Raw genomic sequence first — 19,225 nt, forward strand, 5'->3', positions numbered from 1 at the left:
ATAATAAGCTTTTTATCTAATTGCGGCAATGTGGCGAAACGGGATAAGAGGGGCAGGGTAAGTCACCCTAACCCCTGAGTAGGGGGATCAGCCGGGGTTGTTTTTAAATGAGGTTTCCAGCGCCTGGACTACGGCACGCACTCTGGCGGCACGTTGCAGGTCGGGATGCAGCACCAGCCAGATATCTACCCAGTCTTTATTTTCCGGGAAAATTCGCACCAGATCAGGGTCCTTATCCGCCAGGAATGAGGACAGCAGGCCAATCCCCAAACCATTGCGCGTTGCCGAGCGCAGCAGCAACTGCGAATTACACTGCAGCACCACGTTAGGGTCGATCAGCGTTTCGCCACAGAAGTTGTTCCAGTGGCGGGGCACCAGTTCTCGCGGAAACATCAGCAGATCGTGACCACGCAGGTGGTCGCCCTTGGTGGGCAGGCCGTGTTTGTCGAGATAGTCCTGCGTTGCATACAGCCCCATTTCGATGGTAGCCATACGTTTGATAATCAGCTCATCGGATTCTGGCCGCGCGCCACGGATCGCCAGATCCGCACCGCGGTAGGAAATATCAGAGATATTGACCGCCGTCAGCATAGTGACGGTAATTAGCGGGTGTTGCTCTCGCAGCGCCTTCAACGCAGGGATGACGAAAGCCTCGGCCATGGTATCGGTGGTCGCGATGCGTACGTTGCCGCACAGGCTGTCGTCGCCGCTGGTGGCTTTGCGGCCAATCGCCTGCACCGAGTTCTCCATGTTCATCACGTCCGCCAGCATTTCCTCACCCAAGGGGCTGAGGGAGAAGGATTTTGGCGTGCGGATAAACAGCTTGGACCCCAGGCTTTCTTCAAAAGCGGTAATACGCCGCCCGACGGTAGCCTGGTCAACGTGTAGTTCATTGGCGGCTTTTCGTAAAGTGCCGCAGCGCGCCACTGCCAGGAAGAAGCGTGCATCATCCCAATTCATCATGCCATTTCCTTTGTGCAGGCTTATCGGTCTTGTCGGTGTTCATTATTGCGCAACCGTACCGGCTCTGGTTTGGCTGCCAATGAGGCCCACGTATCATAATTATTAATTATGTTTCAGGATATGAATAAATGCATCAACGTGAAGCAGTTTTGCATCTTTATTTTTACCCGACAATCTTTATGCTTATCAACGTTTATGCTGTGATCTGGCGCACATTTTGTGCCAATGTTACCCTGAACGCGTAAGCAGACGCGCATGAGAGCCTGTCTCTGTGGGCTAATCGCCTGGTGGGATCGACTCTGAATCTAGGTTGGCCCACCACGACTGGACATTGAAAATGGAGTCTCACGCAGAGAAGTTATACACCCCGGTAGCACTGGCAACTGCGGACGGTGTCAGAGTTATTGCAACCCCCGGTGCGAAAGCGGCAACGCAAAGCAACGCGGATGCAATTATCCAGAGTCTTGAAGCACGCGGCATTCAGCACATATTCCTGGTACCCGGCAAGCTGGTGTACCCACTGATAAAATCCATTGAACATTCAGGCATTGCCGGGATCGTCGGCGCCCATGAAACCGCCTGCGGCTTTATGGCGGACGGCTATGCTCGCGCCAGCCGCAAGTTTGGCGTTTGTCTGGGCATCTCCGGCCCCGGCACCATGAATTTCCTGCCGGCGATGGCGGCGGCACAGGCCGACAAAATCCCGGTGTTGTATCTGGCCGGCGGCATTGCCACTTATCATGAGGCGCAGGGTGCCTTCCAGGACGGCAGCAATAGTGGCATCGATGAGCTGACTATCGTCAAACCGCTGCTTTCCGCCGCGATAGAAGTGAAAAATAATCTCACGTTGCAGCACGAGCTGCGGCGCAGTTTGTCCTGCCTGAACACCCAGCGAAAAGGTCGCACCTATCTCAGCGTGCCGGTCGATATGCAAAAGAAAGAGGTGGCCGGTCATCATGAAGTCAGCCCGCCTCGCACGCCTCAATGCCGAGAGGCCGCAATCGACCCACAGGCATTGGGTCAGTTGCTGGATGACTATCTGCTGCGTGGGCTGAACGTTGCCTGCCTGGTGGGTAACCGCATGAATAATCCGTTGGATGCGGCCCTGCTGTTGCGCCTGGCGGAGAAATACCGTTTGCCGGTTGCCACTACACTGTCCGGCAAGGGCGCGTTTCCCGAGGGGCACGAGCTGGCGCTGGGGCTGTACGGTTTTGCCGGCCATACCCGGGCGGTGGAAACCATCAATGGCGATGAAGTGGATGTGTTGCTGGTGCTGGGTTGTGACCTGAGCCAGCGCGATAGCCTGAACTGGAATCCGCGGCTGCACGGCACCAAAACGCTGGTGGTGATTGATGAGGATTTCGATAAGGTCAGCTCGCATTATCAACCGGATATGCAGATTTTCTCCAGCCTGACCGGCTCGTTGCAGCACCTGCTGGATGCGATCGGCGACGATGACGCGCACCTGGACAGCATTAAACGCTTGCGTAACGGCTGGCTGGAGCAGGTGAGTCAACTGCCGCTGGAGCAGCAGCGGCCCGATTTGCAGGTGCGTCTTGCCGAGGGCGAGGCCAACATGTACCCCGGCGATGCCATCAAGCGCATCCGCAGCCGCATGAATCACGACACCAACGTGGTGGTCGATTCCGGCGCACACCGTATCTTTATGGCGCATCACTGGCAGGCCAGCGGGCGCGGCGATTACCATACCTCAAGCTCCCTGGCGCCGATGGGCTGGGCGATTTGCGCCGGCATCGGTATCAAACTGGCAGCGCCGCACCGCGACTGCGTAGTGGTCACCGGCGACGGCTGCATGCTGATGCATGGCATCGAGATCCAGACGGCTGCCCGTTATCAGGTCAAAATGACCTTTGTGGTAATGAACAACTGCGCTCACGGAGCGATGCACATCGACACCTTGCAAAACCGTGGGGTATCTGCGGACTACACCGCGTTGCCGAATCATGACTGGAAGGCCTTCGCCAACAGCCTGGGGGTTGCCTCTGCCAAAGCGGCGACACTGGAGGAACTGGACGAGGCGCTGACCGCCGCGGCTGAGCACCAGGGGCCTTTCCTGATAGAAGTGTTGGTAGGAAATCATGTGGCACCTAATCGATACTATGCCGAGAGCATCGTAGAATACGAGCAGCGTATCAAAGGGGGTAAGGCGTAGCCCAATCCCAGCGGGAGCCGTCATGATTGCCCTTTGTATCACGCCATTCTATTTTGTTTACCGTAGTCATGGAGCGATAACAATGTACAAACTGACACTTCTGGCATTAATGATGGCATTTCAGGGCTATGCGCAGGCCGCAGAGGATCACGGCGAAGGCATCAGCAAAGAAACCCTGCTGAAAACCGAGACCTCGTGGGAAGGGACGCCGTACCAGCATTACCCGGCCGGTGCTCCGCAGATCACCATGTTGAAGGTGACCGTAGAGCCGAACAAGGTGCTCGCCTGGCATACTCATCCGTGCATCAGCGCGGTGTATATGACCGGGGGCAGCGTTTCGCTGACGGTCAAGAAAACCGGCGTGAAACACACCTTTAAGCAGGGCGATTCCTTTACCGACACGGTAGATATCGTTCACCAGGGGGTTTCCGGTGATAAAGGCGCGGAGATGCTGGTATTCTTCGCCTGCGCTGATAACAAACCGCTGACGGTGAAAGCTGCCGAATAATATCCCCGCCTTTTTTTAGCTGCGGCGTTGTTGACTGCATTGGCCGTACGGGGCGAATTCATTCGCCCCGTTTTATTTTGTCGCCCGTTGGGGTGATATACCGAGGAAATCATGGTTGCTTTGTGGATGGTCGTCGCCAGCGGGTTTTTTGCGTTGATGGGGGCCAGCATCAAACTGGCTTCGGCCAAGGTCGGTTTTTTCGACATCATTTTTTACCGCTCTGTCATTAACGTCCTGATCGTTGCCGCGCTGATCCATGTGAAAAATCTCGGTTTCCGCACCCGACACCTGGGGTTGCACATGAAACGCGCCGCCATTGGCAATGCGGCAATGTATTGCGGTTTCTACTCACTGATCCATCTGCCGATCGCCACGGCCACCACGTTGGGCTACACCAATCCTATTTTTCAGTCGGCGATTGCCTTTGTCACCTCCAAAGGCCAGTTGACCGGCAAGCTGCTGTTCTCGGTACTGCTCGGTTTTATCGGCATTCTGGTGCTGCTGCGGCCCGATACGCCGAACGGCGAGTATGCCGCGACCCTGATTGGCCTGCTTTCCGGTCTGCTGACCGCGCTGGCCTATTTTAACGTCGGTAAGCTGGTGCGCAGCGGCGAACCGGAGCTGCGAGTGGTGTTTTACTTCTCGCTGGTGGGCACCCTGGTGGGCGCTGTGATGACCACGGCGGTGGGGTTTACCGCACTGGACGGCGCCATGATGCTGTGCGTTTGCGCCATCGGCGTGTTCGGCAGCCTGGGGCAAATCACCATGACTCGCGCCTACGGCAGCGGTAATGCGGTGATTGTCAGCATTCTTTCCTACAGCACTATCATTTTCTCCACGCTGCTCGGCTATCTGTTGTTTGGCGAGAAGCTGTCCTACATTGCCGCGGGCGGCATGGCGCTGATTATTCTCTCCGGTGCATTGGCGATAGTGAAACGCGCTCCGGCAAAAGCCTCGAAGGCGGCGGCGGTGTAAACAGCACGGCATTAAGCGCTGGCGGGCGTCAACGCAAATGCATTAATGAATCACTATGATGCATTCTTGGCTATTTTGACCGTTATACCCGAAAGGTATGATAAACGCGTTTCCTGAGGAGTTTGGTTTTCAGGGTTAGGTGTTTATCCAGATTGTTTCGGGAGAGAAAAATGTCTGAAGGTGTGGCTGTTGATGAAGCCGCTAAAGCGAATTCGGGCGCGTCGCATTTTGCCATCCTGCTGTTTTTAGCTTTGGCATTAATGTCCGCATTGCTGAACAGCAGTGCGCCGACGCCGCTTTATCCGCTTTATCAACATGAGTTGGCGCTAAGCTCGGTCAGCCTGACGGTCATTTATGGTGCCTATGCTGCCGGCGTACTGATTTCCCTGTTCGGCGTGGGCAACATGGCCGGCAAGGTCAAAGACCTGCGCAGCATGATTGTACCGGCGCTGCTGGTGGTGTTGGCCGGGGCCTTGCTGTTTTCGATGGCCGATTCGTTTCTGATGATGTTTATGGCGCGTCTGCTGGCCGGGGTCGGCACCGGTGCCTTAACCGGCGCGGCTAACATTGCGCTGGTGCGTTTTGGGCCGAAAGACGGCGGTAAAAATGCGGCGTTGATTGCCACGCTGTCATTCACCACCGGTCTGGCTTTAGGGCCGATTTTCAGCGGCGTGGCGCTGCAAACCGGGTTCCACACTACCTCGCTGCCGTTCATTATCATCATGGCAGTGGCGGCCGTTGCCGCACTGGGCGTGATGCTGAAATGGCCGGTTGAAGCCGTTACGGTACCGCCAGGCGGGACGCCCGTAGCCGAGGCTGCGCCGGAAAAAAGTTCGTTGGCGGATGGCCTGCGCGCTACCGGAGGCAAGTTCTTCCTGTGTGCCGGTGCGCTGTTTATCTGCTGGGCGGTGGCGGCCAGTATTCTGGCAATTGGGCCAAGCGTGTCAGAAAAGCTGTTGGGCATGCACAGCCGGGGCATCTACGGCTACGTGATTGCGGTGTATCTGGTGATTGCCGGTATTAGCCAGATCCTGAGCCGTCGGGTTAATGCGCGCCATTCGCTGATGTTTGGCTGCCTGGCGCAGGCGCTGTCGGTGGTGGTGTTTGCCGAAGCGATTCAGATCCACTCGCTGGCTCTGGCCAGTGCCGGTATGGTGATTGCCGGTTACGCCTACGGGGCCATTTTTGTCGGCAGTGCCACGTTGGTGAACCTGATTTCACCGAAGGCCAGCCATGCGAGACTGATTTCACTGTTTTACGTAATCGCCTATATCGCCAACTGGGTTCCGATCCTGTTGGGGGCGGTTATCGACCATGCCAGCCTGCATCTGGCGGTCAATCTGTTATTTCTGGTCAGTGCCGTGGTGTGCTTATCTTTGAGCTTCATGGTGACCCGCGCGGGCTTCCCGCGCTGATACCCGCCGAGTTTCAGGTTGTCCGTCGGCAACGTGAAACTCGCAGGGTAGCTGAACAACGATTTTAGCCACGCAAGGTGGCGAACGATTTCCCTGGTGTTGTTGTGTGTCATTTCCAGCGTGCTTGCCACGCTGGTTTTTTTTGTGACAAATTCCTCAATTCTGCAATTTCAGTATTTCTCATTACAAAATTTTTGTGATTTCCATCACGTGAATTTGCCGATTTTCGCGTAAACTGCGCGCTTTCTTTGCTGCGGGTCAGTTTATGAACGTTATTTTTGCCATTGCTGTGACTACCGGGATCCTCTCCGGCGTGTGGGGATGGGTAGCTGTTAGCCTGGGGCTGATCAGTTGGGCCGGTTTTCTGGGCTGTACGGCCTATTTTGCTTGCCCGCAGGGGGGCCTGAAAGGGTTGTTGATCAGCACGCTGACCTGCTGCAGCGGGGTATTTTGGGCGATGGCGATCATTCACGGCAGTGAGCTGGCACCCGGCTGGAGCCTGCTCGGTTATCTGCTGACCGGCGCGGTGGCTTTCCTGATGTGCATTCAGGCAAAGCAGCAGTGGCTGAGTTTTGTGCCCGGGACCTTTATCGGCGCTTGCGCCACCTTCGCCGGCGGCGGCAATTGGTCTCTGGTGACCCTTTCCCTGTTGGTGGGACTGGTGTTTGGCTACGCGATGAAAAACAGCGGCTTGTGGCTGGCGACGCGCAACGAAAAACCGAAACCGGCGGCCGCTGTTACCGAACATGTTAACCGTTGAGTTAAATGGTGCCGCCGAGTGAGATGCGGTAGTGCAGATCAACGCGCTCAATGCACGGCACCCCTTTAATGCGTTTCAGCAAGATCTCTGTGGCGACCTTGCCGATATCAAACCTGGGCGTGATCACGCTGGCGATGCCCGGCGTGGTGGCTTTGCCGATATCCAGACCGTGGAAGCCCGACAGCGCGATGTCCTGCGGAACCCGCAGCCCCAGCCGCAGACACTCCTGTAACACTCCGACCGCCAGATCGTCATTGGTACATAAGATAGCGTCCAAATCCGGGTAGAGCTGCCGTGCCATGGCCAGCATGTCGGAGCCGACCGTCACCGAGGAAACACGGTGCGGTGTGATTTGGCGCGGTGTCAGGCCCTGTTTTTCCATTGCCCGGCAATAGCCCTGGAAACGTTTGGTGTCGCGTGCATCGGACATGGCGCCAAAATAAACCACCTGACGTTTACCGCTGGCGAGCAGCGCTTCGGTCATGTCGTAACCCGCCTGGAAGTTATCGAACCCCACGGCGATCCTTCCTTCCGGGCCTTCCAGATCCATCACCTGCGCCACCGGGATTTTGGCCGCCGTCAGGTATTTTTCTGCCCGCAGAGTATGTTCCGAATCCGTCAGGATCAGCCCGGCGATCGGGTAGGCCAGCAGTTGGACGATATGTTCTTCTTCGCGTTGCCGACTGTAGTCATAGTTCACCACCAGCGTTTGATAGCCCTGTTCCAGAGTGATGGATTCGATACCGGCCAGCAGATCGGCGAAAATTTGGTTGTTGAAGGAGGGGATCAAGACGCCAATGCGCGGCTTTTGCGTCGAACGCGCCTCATCGCCGTCGGTAAAGTTTACTTCCTTCATCACCTGGGCAATTTTCTCGGCGGTTTCGGACGCCACCTTTTCCGGCGTACGCAGATAGCGGCTGACGGTCATTTTGGTCACGCCGGCGAGCAGCGCAATATCTTGCAGCGTGACGCGTTGGTTCTTCATTCTGAGGCCTTAACGGGGTGGGGCGGCGAAATCGCGAATAACGCCATGTTAACAAATCGATTTAGTGATAACAATCGACGACATAAAGTATAAAAATCTTATTTTTCAATGAAATGTGTTGAGTTTGTTTCCCGCGAGATTGCGTGGCTTCACGTTAAAGGTAACAGGTTTTAGTAACACTGTTTTAAGTGATCGGTATCACGTTTTTGCCGGCGGCGATCCGCTGATATAGGCGCCTGTCTTATCGGAATGACACTGCCGGGGAATGTTATGAACAACTTATTTTCACTGGATAATAAAAAAGTACTGATTACCGGCGCTTCTCGGGGCATTGGTTTTCTGCTGGCGCGCGGGCTGGCGGAGTACGGCGCTCACATATTGGTCAATGCGACCACCGAGGAAAACGCCCAGCGAGCCGTTGAAGCACTGCGCCGTGAGGGCTTCCGCGCCGATGCCGCGGCCTTTGATGTCACTAACTCCCAGGCTATTCATGCCGCCATTGAGAAAGTTGAGGCGCAAAGCGGCGGGATCGATGTGCTGATCAACAACGCCGGCATACAACGACGCCACCCGTTTACCGAATTTCCGGAAAAAGACTGGGACGACATTATCGCCGTCAACCAGAAGGCGGTATTTATGGTGTCGCAAGCGGTAGCCCGCCATATGGTGCAGCGTCAAAGCGGTAAAATCATCAATATCGGCTCGATGCAGAGCGAACTGGGCCGCGATACCATCACGCCCTATGCCGCCTCCAAAGGGGCGGTGAAAATGCTGACGCGCGGCATGTGCGTTGAGCTGGCGCGCTACAACATTCAGGTCAATGGTATTGCCCCTGGCTACTTCAAAACCGAAATGACTCAGGCGCTGGCGGACAACCCAGAGTTTACCGCCTGGCTGACCAAGCGTACGCCGGCTGCCCGTTGGGGCGATCCACAGGAGCTGATTGGTGCGGCGGTGTTCCTGTCGTCCAAAGCCTCGGATTTTGTCAATGGCCACCTGCTGTTTGTCGATGGCGGGATGTCCGCTGCGGTATAACCGCCTGCTGATGAGAACATGATGATGAAAATTCAAACCCAATCCTGCGTGGTCAACGGCAAATATGACGTGGCGGTAGTGGAGCAGGAGGTCGATTACCAGGGCAGCGGCACGCTGGTGAAAATCACCCGCGGCGGCATCTGCGGCTCAGACCTGCATTACTATCAGGAAGGCAAGGTCGGCAGTTTTCAGGTGCGTCAGCCGATGGTGCTGGGCCATGAGGTGATCGGTGAAGTGGTCGCCAGCGACACGGCTCGGCTGCCCGTTGGCCAGAAAGTGGCGTTAAACCCCAGCAAGCCCTGTGGGCAGTGCAAGTATTGTCTGGCAGAGCAGCAAAACCAGTGTACCCAGATGCGATTTTTCGGCAGCGCGATGTATTTTCCACATGTTGACGGCGCTTTTACCCAGTACAAGGTGGTTGATAGCGCGCAGTGCATTGCGTTCGACGCCGATTGCGACGAGAAGGTGATGGTTTTTGCCGAGCCGTTGGCGGTGACGATACATGCCGCCAGGCAGCCCGGTGAAGTCAAAGGGAAAAAGGTGTTTGTGTCCGGCGTCGGCCCGATAGGCTGCCTGCTGGTGGCGGCGCTGAAGGCGTTGGGTGCCGAAGAGATTGTCTGCGCCGACCTTAGCCCGCGTTGCCTGGATATCGCTCAGGCGATGGGGGCATCCCGCTGTCTGCACGCCGGCAATGACGATTTCAGCTTCTATCAGCAGGAAAAAGGGTATTTTGATATCGCTTTTGAAGTCTCCGGGCACCCTTTGTCGTTGCAGCGCTGTCTGGAGATCACCCGCGCCAAGGGGACGGTGGTGCAAGTCGGTATGGGAAGCAGCTTCCCGGATTTCCCGCTGATGTTGTTGATCGCCAAAGAGTTGAATCTGCTGGGATCCTTCCGATTTGTTGAAGAGTTTGCCCTGGCGGTGGCGTGGCTGGCCGAGGGAACAGTCAATCCGCTGCCGCTGCTGTCCGCCGAGTTTGACAATCGTCAACTGGCTGAGGCGCTGACGTTTGCCGGTGACAAGAGCCGTGCTGCCAAAGTCCAGTTGGTATTCTGATTTTAGCCGTCAGTCTGATGGCGGGGATCGGCGATCCTTGTCTATAGTTAAGGGCCGTTTCATTTTTTAAACACGGAGAACTTAACATGGCGAGAAATACGGATGCGGATCAAACCACGCTCGATGACGATTTGAGAATGCTGAGCGACATGCTGGAAGAAGTGTTGAAGTACTCCGGCGATCGCGCCGATCAGGCCTATATCGATATCAAAACTCATGCCGAAGAGGCATTGAGTGAGGTCAAATCGCGGTTGGCTGACACCACCGAGTCCTACTATGCGCGCGCCAAGGACGCCGTTTGCCGTACCGACGGTTACGTGCGTGAAAATCCCTGGTGCAGCGTAGGGATTGGCGCAACGGTTGGCCTGGTGATGGGCTTGTTGCTGGCGCGTAAATAACGGCCTGTAGACGTTGGGCGCGGCATCCGCCGCGCCCCGATATTTACTGCCCTAATGTCACTTCCACCTGATGGATTTTGCCATCGTCTATCAGCGCTATCACGGCCTCCGACTGTTTTTCACCGTCGACGCTAACCTGTGCCGCGCCTTGCCCCTGACGAACAACCAACCGATATTCGCTGCTACCCTCCCGGTAGTTAAGCGTCACCTGTGGCCAATCCGCCGGCAGGCGGGTGTTGACGCTCAGCCGATCGCCATGGCGTTTCAGACCCAGCAGTGACTCGAGGATCAGCCGATACATCCAACCGGCAGAGCCGGTATACCAGCTCCAGCCGCCGCGACCGACGTGCGGCGCCACCGCGTAAATATCGGCGGTAACCACATAAGGTTCGACCTTGTAGCGTTCGGCGGCGGTGCTGTCCAGGCTGTGGTTGATCGGGTTGATCAGCGCCATCAGTTCCCAGGCGCGTTCGATATTGCCCATTTCGGCGAAGGCCATCACTGCCCACACCGCGCCATGGGTATATTGCCCGCCATTTTCCCGCACACCGGGCAGGTAGCCGCGGATATAGCCCGGGTTGGGGCCGTTGCCGTCGAAAGGCGGCGTCAGCAGCTTGATCAAGCCGGCCTGGGTGTCGACCAGGTGTTTATCCAACGACTGCATCGCCTGCAGGCTGCGCGGCTCATCACCGGCACCGGACAGCACTGACCAACTTTGGGCGATGGCGTCGATACGGCACTCCGCCGACTGATGAGAGCCCAGCGGTTCCCCGCTGTCGAAATAGCCCCGGCGGTACCATTCGCCGTCCCAGGCATGGTCACGCAGATTATTGCGCAGCATATCGGCCTGCTGGCGGCACAGCGTTGCCAGTTCGTCGTCATGACGCGCGGTTGCCAGCTTGCCGTAACGCTGCAGGATATGGAACAGGAAGAAGCCAAGCCAGACGCTCTCGCCACGGCCCTCCAGACCCACCATGTTCATGCCGTCGTTCCAGTCACCGGCCCCCATCAGCGGCAGGCCGTGTTCGCCGAAGTTCAATCCGTGTTTTAACGCCCGGACGCCGTGCTGGTACAAGGTTTCTTGCGTGGCGCTCTGCGCCGGTTGTTCATAGGAAGACTCCTCGCCGGGGGCCAGCTTGCGCGCCTCCAGATAGCCCACCTGTTCATCCAGGATGCTCAGATCGTCGGTGGCGTCCAGATAGTGGCAAATGGCCAGCGGCAACCACAAATAGTCATCCGAACAGCGGGTGCGCACGCCATTGCCCTGCGGCGGATGCCACCAGTGCTGCACGTCGCCTTCGACAAACTGGCGCGAAGCGCACAGCAGGATCTGTTCCCGCAGCCGTTCCGGGGCGGCGTGAGTCAGCGCCAGGGTATCCTGCAGCTGATCGCGGAAGCCAAAGGCACCGCCGGATTGGTAGTAACCGCTGCGCGCCTGAATACGGCAGGCCAGGGTCTGGTACAGCAGCCAGCCGTTGGCCAGCAAATCAACGGCCGGTTGCGGCGTCCCTATCTGCACTTTGTTGAGAATAGCGTCCCAGTGCGCAGCCACCTGTTGCAACTCATCCTGCAGGTTCTCCTCCTGGAGGTATTTGTGCAGCAGCGCTTCGGCTTCTTCGGCGTTTTGCCCCAACCCGAGGACGAACACAAAGCTGCGCTGATCGCCGTCGATCAGGCTGATGGCCGACTGCACCGCACCGCACGGATCCATACCGGCGCCAACTTTGTCAGACAGGCGCCGCAGTTTTAGCACCGCAGGATTGGCCAGTGAACCGTTACGACCGATAAATTCGCGCCGATCGCCAGTGAGTGAACAATGCGCCCCCGAGACGCCGAAGAACGCGGTGCGATCCGATCCGTTGCCACCGTAATGATTGGTTGCCAGGATACCGCAGCCGTTTTCAGACGTAGCCGCCTGGGTGACGATATGCATGGCCGACTTTTGCCGCAAATCGCCGAGGATAAACTCCACATAACCGGTAGCCGAGAGCTTGCGCGTGCGTCCTGAGGTGTTGGTCAGCGTCAGCAGGAACAGTTTTACCGGGGCATCTTTGGCCACCAGCAGGGTGAACTGGCTGTCGATACCGCTTTCGCGGTGATCGAAAACGCTGTAGCCGAAACCATGACGGGTCAGGTAATGGCCGCGGCCCCGTGCGGGCAGCGGTGTCGGCGACCAGAAATGGCCGCTCTCTTCGTCGCGCAGATAGAAAGCTTCGCCGCTGCGGTCACAAATGGGATCGTTGTCCCAAGGGGTCAGACGGTATTCGTGGGCGTTTTCGTACCAGGTGTAGGCCTGGCCGCTTTCCGAAACCACCGAGCCGAACATCGGGTTGGCCATCACGTTCGACCAGGGCGCCGGGGTGATCTTGCTTTCGTTCATCGCAATCACATATTCGCGGCCATTCTCCGAGAAGCCGCCGAGGCCGTTATAGAACTGCAGCGCGGCAATGTCGGGCAACTGCGGCGAATGCAGGTTGCGCGGCAAATTATCCACAGTCGCCAGTTTCGACGAGGCGGTCACCGGCGACAGCGGTTGCTGCAGGATCTGCGGCAACTGCAGGCGCTGGTTGAGCTGCTCGGTTAAACCGCCGCGTCGATCGTCGAGGTAAATACGCGCGACGCTGAGCAGCAGACGATGATCTTCCGGTGACATATGTTCGCTGGTGCGTACGAAGATGCCGCCTGGCTTATCGGTTTGGGTCGACTCCATGCCGGCGGCGATCAGGCCCATGATCTGGTTCTGCAGATCCTGACGGTAGCCGCCAATATCCTCGTTGAGGATCACCAGATCCACCTGCAACCCTTTCAGACGCCAGTAGTTGTGCGCCTGGATCAGTTGCCGAACCAGCTCGATGTTTTCGCCGTCGGTCACGGTCAGCAGCACAATCGGCAGATCGCCGGAGATTGAATACCCCCACAGCCCTGACTGACCGCGGCGGTTGTTAATGATTTCGCTGCTGGCGGCGCGCATTTCCTGCGCCGGGAAGACCACCGCGCTGGCCAGACGATTGAACAGGTTGGCGTCATCCTCATTGGCGTTCAACTGACGCAGCACCACCTGGCTGTGCGACCAGGCCAGTTCAAACACGCGGTCAGCCAAATGGCGATCGCGGTATTTTTCCAGCATGGCCAGGCCGCTGGCGCGGTCTTCACTGACGCCATAGAAGATATCCAGTGTGAGCGGTACATTTGGTTCCAGCACCACGCGCTGACGGATAGCGATGATCGGATCAATGACCGGTCCGGCGCTGTTGCTCAATGGGGCATTTTGATACAGCGCCTGCGGATTGGCCGGGGTGCGGCCGCGGCCGATAAACTTGGCGCGGTCGGTTTCGAACGACGTCTGGCTGGTGCGGCCTTGCACCGTCATCATGTGCAGTAACCACGGGCATTTTTCTTTCGGTTCGCGCGGGCGGCGGTGGCACAAAATGGCGTCCTGATCCGGCAACAGTTCGGTTTGTACGAACAGGTTGCTGAACGCCGGGTGGGCCAGGTCATTGCCGGCCGGTGCCAGCACCACTTCTGCATAGCTGGTGATTTCGATGGTGCGCGGTTGCTTGCTGCGGTTGACCAGCGTCACGCGGCGCAGCTCAATATCATCTTCCGGCGATACCACCACCTGCGTTTTCACTGACAGCGATCCCTGCTGACGCTGGAACTCGGCCCCGGCGTCGTTGAACACGGCGCTGTACCCCTTGGCGGCGCCGCCAATCGGTTGCCAGGTATTGCTCCAGACTTCACCGGTTTGCGGGTCGCGCAGGTAACAGAAAGCGCCCCAGTTATCGCAGGTGGCATCTTCGCGCCAGCGGGTCAGGGCCAGGTTCTGCCAGCGGCTGTAGCTGCCGCCGGCCTGAGTGAGCATCAGGTGATAGTTGGCATTGGACAGCAACTGCACTTCGGGGATCGGGGAGTCCACCCGGCTGAATTCGCGTGCGGCGAAGCTGGCCGGGGTGATGGTACCCTCGTGGGTTTCGAAATGGCGGCGGGTGCTGTACAGCTCGACCGCATCCGGCACCCGTTCCTGCAGCAGCAAACGCGTCGACTGGAACGCCGGATACTCAGCGAAGCGTGCCACCATCGGCGCATCCAGCAACAGATGCGACAGGGCAAGGAAGCTCATGCCCTGGTGGTGCGCCATATAGGAACGGATGATCACATACAGTTGACCCCGGCTGAGGCGAGCGGTGGTGTAATCCAGCGCTTCGTAGAAACCGTAGCGGCCCTTGGCCCCATTTTTCTCCAACGTAACCAGGTTATTGCAGGCAGCGTCCGGATCGACAATCAGCGCCATTACCGTGGCGTAAGGCGCCACCACCATATCGTCACCCAGCCCGCGTCGCAGGCCCAGCCCCGGAACGCCAAAGGCGTGATACTGATAGTTTTGGTCGGCGTCGAAACCGAAGTAGCCGGATTCGGAAATGCCCCAGGGAACGCCGCGTTCCTTACCCCAGGCAATTTGCCGCGCCACCGCCGCATGGCACATCTGCACCAGCAGGGAGTCAGGGTAGGCGGGCATCACCAGCTGCGGCATCAGGTACTCAAACATCGAACCACTCCACGACATCAGCGCGGGTTCATGGTCGATCACGGTGAACAGGCGGCCAAGTGCAAACCAACTGCGCTGCGGCACCTGGTTGGTGGCGATGGCGACGTAGTTGGTCAAACGGATCTCGGAGGCCAGCAGATCGTATTTACTGCTGTCCATCTTGTTTTGATCGCAGTTAAAGCCAACGCTCAGCAAATGGGTCGACTCGTCATACAGGAAGTTGAAATCCATTTGCGCCATTTTTTCCAGCCGCTGCTGCAGGCTTTGCAACTGCGTCAGACGTTCCTGCGCCAGGGCACCCGCCGCGCTCAGCTGATTTTGCTGTTCCGGCGACAGCGTCAACTGGCCAGGCGGGTTAGCCAGCCAGTGCAGGCTGGGCACCTGCTCCAGTTCGGGCATGCCGTCACTCAGCCAGCCGAACCACTGCGCCCATTCGGCACAGAGTTCGTTAAGTTGCTGGTGCACGGCTCCGGCCCAGCGTTTGGTTTCCTCATCATGATTCAGCGCCGGTTCCTGCAGCCCGTTGCTGTAGTTGCGCATGGCGTTCAGTTCCGCCAGCAGGGCGGCCGGGTGGCTGTGATGGGCCTGTTCCCAATGGTTGCGCAGCTTCGACAGATTTTTCGGTGCGGCGTCGCCCCAGTGCTGCTCCAGCAGTTGCAGGCTGTCGCCGAGGCCGGTCAGCACCCGCAGCGGATCTATGGCCGGCTGGTGGGCCAGTGCCGGCAAGCCGGCGCTGAGCGTCAGCAGGTGGCCGGCCAGGTTGCCGCTGTCGACGCTGGAGATATAACGCGGGTTCAGCGGCTCCAGGGTGCGGGTGTCGTACCAGTTGTACAGATGACCGCGATAGTGCTCCATGCGATCCAGGGTATTGAGCGTCAGCTCGATGCGCCGCAGTGCTTCGCTGAGCGTCAGATAGCCGAAGTCATAGGCGGTGAGGTTAGCCAGTAACGACAGCCCGATATTGGTCGGTGAGGTACGGTGCGCCACCACCGGCTCCGGTATTTCCTGGTAGTTATCCGGCGGCAGCCAGTTTTCCTGCTGGTTGACGAAGGTATTGAAGAAGTCCCAGGTTTGACGGCTGGTGTGGCGCAGAAAGCGCCGTTGTTCATCATTGATTGCGGTTTTGCTGCGTTGCGGTTCCCGGCTGAGGTAATACAGCAGGAAGGGCGACAGGATCCACAAAGTGGCGAACGGCAAGGTGATAAACAGCGCCATTGGGTTATGCAGGAAGCTAAACAGCAGCAATGCGACGCCCGCTAGCGGGTTGATCCACATCGCGCGGTAGAAGTTTTCCAGCGTGACCTGCTGGCGAGACTTGGATTGATCGTAGCTGGTCCACTCTTGCAGGTTGCGTTTGCTAATCAACAGTCGCCACAGGGTCACGGCGATCGCTTTCAGGCTGTACAGCGCCTCATGCGGCAGCGTCGCCAGCCTCAGTCCGATTTGCGCCAGGCGGTGCAGCGAACCGTTCAACGCCAACAGCAGATGTTGCAGGAAGGGTCTGCGCGGCGGTTTACGCAAGATGTCCTGCGCCAACGCCAACAGGGTCGGTAACAGCAGGATAAGGGCGAACACCCCGAGCCAGTAACGGGTGTTCGGCAGCCAGACAAAACCGCAAAACAGCAACAGCAGCAGGCTGGGGGCAGCCAGGCTGCGGCGCAGGTTATCGAACAGCTTCCAGCGCGACAGGGTGCTCAGCGGATTGGCGGTGCGGGTGCCGTCCTCGGTTTTCACCCTTGGCAGAAGCCAGTTGAGCAGTTGCCAGTCACCACGGATCCAGCGTGTGCGACGCGCGACGTCCACCAGATAGTTGCTGGGATATTGCTCGTACAGCAGCACGTCGCTCAGCAGGCCGGAACGGGCGTAGCAGCCCTCCAGCAAATCGTGGCTCAGCACCAGGTTCGCCGGGCAGGTGCCTTTCAGGCTGTGGGAGAACACGTCCACGTCGTAAATGCCTTTGCCGATAAACGAGCCTTCGCCAAACAGGTCCTGATAGATATCCGAAGCCATCAGCGTATAGGGATCATTACCCGGCGTGCTGCTGCACAGGGCGGCGTAACGGCCCTGGCCGTAGCTGGGGATTTCTTCGGCCATGCGCGGTTGCAAAATGGCATAGCCTTCCACCACCCGTTGCTGGCGTGCATCGTACTGAGGCTGATTGAGCGGGTGCGCCATGGCGGCGATCAGCTGATGGGCGCTTTCGCGCGGCAGGACGGTATCGCTGTCGAGCGTAATGACGTATTTGACGTTTTTCAGCACCTCCAGCCCATCGCCAATCTGCGTGCAGAAGGCGTTACCGCGGTTGCGCAGCCAGTCATTCAGCGCATTCAGTTTGCCGCGTTTTCGCTCCAGCCCCATCCAAACGCCCTGTTTTTCGTTCCATTCGCGGTCGCGGTGGAACAGGAAAAAGTGGCTGGGCCCCTCGCAAGGGTAGCGTGAGTTCAACGCTGCCATTTGCCGGCAGGCGTAGTCCAGCAAGGCGGCGTCGTCCGCATGCCGTTGCTGGGGTGCATCGTTGAAGTCGGTGAGCAGGGCAAAGTGCAGGTGTTTCATCGCGTTGCCCAGGTAACAAACCTCAAGCGCATTGATCAGTGTATCGATGCCGTTTTTGCTGTCGATTAACGTCGGGATCGCCACCAGAGTACGGAATTCAGCGGGAATACCGCAGGAGAAATCGAGCCTTGGCAGAGACTGTGGCGTGCGGCTGCGGGTGGTGACCTCGCTGAGCAGATTGAGCACAAACTGGCTGACCACGATAGCCATTGGGAAGAACAGCAGCACCAGTCCCCAACTGATGCCGGTGCTGTAAGCGTGCCGCAGCAGTTCCGCGCAGATGGCGGTGGTGATCAGGCTCAGGCTGCCGAGCCAGGAAAGCAGCGGTGCCTGACTGAGCGCATGGCGCAGTTGGGTAATGCGTCCGAGTTTTACCTCTAATTGCTGTTCCAACTCAGGGCGACCATCGTCAATCAGGTAATAGCCGATGTGGTTGCGGCGAGGATCGCTGGATGGGTCTTCAGCCGCCACGCGCGCCATATTAAGCACGTATTGAGCGACCTGGACTTCATTGTGCGGACAGTGGCGTGCCAGCATTTCGATCACGTGGCGATAGTTGTCTCGGGTTGTGAAATGCATCAAGGGATAAACCCCCGCCGGATCTTCACGCAGGGTCTGTTCTACCTGGCTCATGGTTTCGACAAATTCTGCCCAATCCATTTCGCTAAGCTGGCGCAGGCCGGAAATACTGTTGCTGACAGACAGTTGGCTGACGGCCAACTGCTGGTTAAAACGGTGGATCAATTCATCCGAGGTCAGGTTGACTTCCGCCAGCCGCTGCTCTACCCAGGTGAGCGGCAGCGCCAGCATGGTACCGTGCCCCTGCAGGCGGCGGACCAGCTCGGCGACAAAGGCGCTGGTGCGTGGGGGATTGGATCGCGCCATATCGGCGATCACCACGATCAGGTTGGCCGGATCGTTTTCCGCCGACTCCAGCATTTTCGTCACCCAGCTGTCGGCCAGATTCCGTTCCTGCTGGGCCTGCGCGACTTCTACGCTGACGCGGCGCAGGTTTTCGATCAGCGCCAGGCGCAGCATACCGGGCAGCGCCCAGAGTTCGCCAAGCGTCAGATTGACTTCTTTTTGGTAGGCGGCGATATACCGCGTGAGGCTTTCGGCGTCCCAGTGGCCGTCACCGTGCGCGATGGCTTCGGCAGCCACGTCATAGATCCGCGGGCAGTTATGCGGCGGCGCCAGCTGTGGCAGACCGCGACCGAAGGTTTTCGGCAAGTGGTGGCGCACGACGCGGATTTGTTCTTCAATCAGATAGTAATTGTCCAGTAGCCATTCGCCGGCGGGAGTCATGCTGGCTTTCTTGCCGTTACTGAGCTGGTGGCAGCTTTCCGCCAGGGTGCGTTCGTTATCGTCCAGCCGTTTCAGCAGGTAGTAGGGCGTTTTACGCGTCGCCAGCTTGTGGGAACGCGCCAGGCGTTGCCCGTAGCGCTCCATCTGATCGACAGAAAACAGCTCTGCCTTAATGGCGCTGCCGCTGTTGTCAGGGGCGTCTTTTTGACGCCGCAGCGGCAATGATTTAATTTTCGAATTTTTACGTTGTTTTTTTAACCAATTGATTAGTATTTCTTTCACACAAAAGCTCCTTACATCTGACCCAAAGGACAGCCGGTGAAACCGCTGGGAGAGCGTGAACATCCTGTTTTTAGCGCCAGTAAGATCTGGCGTGGGTTCACAGCAGGCAGGAACATGCTTTCTCAGTATAGTCGTACAATGCATTCTTGGCCGCTTTTTGAGCTGATTGTTTAATTTTAATAAACAATTTGCGGGCCCTGCCGTTAGCGTTATGACGCTATTTTTCCGCCGTTGATCCTTGATTTACCGTATAATTCCCTACATTAAGTTT

11 protein-coding genes are annotated in these 19,225 nt (G+C 57.8%); 8 read left to right on the top strand and 3 right to left on the bottom strand.

Annotation, left to right across the window (positions count from 1 at the left end):
- Positions 1-87 precede the first annotated feature (87 nt).
- Positions 88-963, bottom strand: coding sequence for a LysR family transcriptional regulator (locus H5P17_RS15740; RefSeq protein ID WP_044552628.1), 876 nt, complete (start codon positions 961-963; stop codon positions 88-90).
- Positions 964-1,300: 337 nt separating this feature from the next.
- Here H5P17_RS15740 and H5P17_RS15745 point away from each other — a divergent pair, with 337 nt between their 5' ends.
- The 5 genes from H5P17_RS15745 to H5P17_RS15765 all read left to right on the top strand — a co-directional run bounded on the left by H5P17_RS15745 (position 1,301) and on the right by H5P17_RS15765 (position 6,794).
- Positions 1,301-3,136 carry a thiamine pyrophosphate-binding protein gene (locus H5P17_RS15745; RefSeq protein ID WP_182823893.1) on the top strand — a complete coding sequence of 612 codons (1,836 nt, stop codon included), beginning with the start codon at positions 1,301-1,303 and terminating at the stop codon, positions 3,134-3,136.
- 82 nt (positions 3,137-3,218) lie between these two features.
- The gene (locus H5P17_RS15750; protein WP_044552625.1) at positions 3,219-3,644 is read left to right on the top strand and encodes a cupin domain-containing protein; all 426 of its coding nucleotides are present in this window, start codon (positions 3,219-3,221) and stop codon (positions 3,642-3,644) included.
- Positions 3,645-3,755: 111 nt separating this feature from the next.
- The gene (locus tag H5P17_RS15755; RefSeq protein WP_044552623.1) at positions 3,756-4,619 is read left to right on the top strand and encodes a DMT family transporter; all 864 of its coding nucleotides are present in this window, start codon (positions 3,756-3,758) and stop codon (positions 4,617-4,619) included.
- A gap of 170 nt (positions 4,620-4,789) precedes the next feature.
- On the top strand, positions 4,790-6,034 hold the full coding sequence (locus H5P17_RS15760; RefSeq protein WP_044552621.1) for an MFS transporter: 1,245 nt from the start codon (positions 4,790-4,792) through the stop codon (positions 6,032-6,034).
- A gap of 265 nt (positions 6,035-6,299) precedes the next feature.
- Positions 6,300-6,794, top strand: a complete 495-nt coding sequence (locus tag H5P17_RS15765; protein WP_182823894.1) for a DUF1097 domain-containing protein — start codon at positions 6,300-6,302, stop codon at positions 6,792-6,794.
- 1 nt (position 6,795) lies between these two features.
- On the opposite strand, the gene H5P17_RS15770 is transcribed toward H5P17_RS15765, so the two are convergent.
- Positions 6,796-7,779, bottom strand: coding sequence for a LacI family DNA-binding transcriptional regulator (locus H5P17_RS15770; RefSeq protein WP_182823896.1), 984 nt, complete (start codon positions 7,777-7,779; stop codon positions 6,796-6,798).
- Positions 7,780-8,049: 270 nt separating this feature from the next.
- Here H5P17_RS15770 and idnO point away from each other — a divergent pair, with 270 nt between their 5' ends.
- The 3 genes from idnO (at position 8,050) to elaB (ending at position 10,268) form a co-directional block, all read left to right on the top strand.
- The gene (gene idnO / locus H5P17_RS15775) at positions 8,050-8,814 is read left to right on the top strand and encodes a gluconate 5-dehydrogenase (RefSeq protein ID WP_044552617.1); all 765 of its coding nucleotides are present in this window, start codon (positions 8,050-8,052) and stop codon (positions 8,812-8,814) included.
- Positions 8,815-8,838: 24 nt separating this feature from the next.
- Complete coding sequence (idnD, locus tag H5P17_RS15780; protein WP_182823973.1) at positions 8,839-9,870, top strand: L-idonate 5-dehydrogenase; 1,032 nt, start codon at positions 8,839-8,841, stop codon at positions 9,868-9,870.
- An 86-nt stretch (positions 9,871-9,956) separates the two neighbouring features.
- Complete coding sequence (gene elaB, locus H5P17_RS15785) at positions 9,957-10,268, top strand: stress response protein ElaB (RefSeq protein ID WP_182823898.1); 312 nt, start codon at positions 9,957-9,959, stop codon at positions 10,266-10,268.
- A gap of 43 nt (positions 10,269-10,311) precedes the next feature.
- Here elaB and H5P17_RS15790 read toward each other — a convergent pair whose 3' ends face one another.
- Positions 10,312-18,954: a GH36-type glycosyl hydrolase domain-containing protein gene (locus H5P17_RS15790; RefSeq protein WP_182823899.1), complete on the bottom strand. Its 8,643-nt coding sequence runs from the start codon at positions 18,952-18,954 to the stop codon at positions 10,312-10,314.
- Positions 18,955-19,225 lie beyond the last annotated feature (271 nt).

The sequence above is a fragment of the Serratia sp. OS31 genome (genome assembly GCF_014164835.1).
GTDB lineage: Bacteria > Pseudomonadota > Gammaproteobacteria > Enterobacterales > Enterobacteriaceae > Serratia > Serratia liquefaciens_A.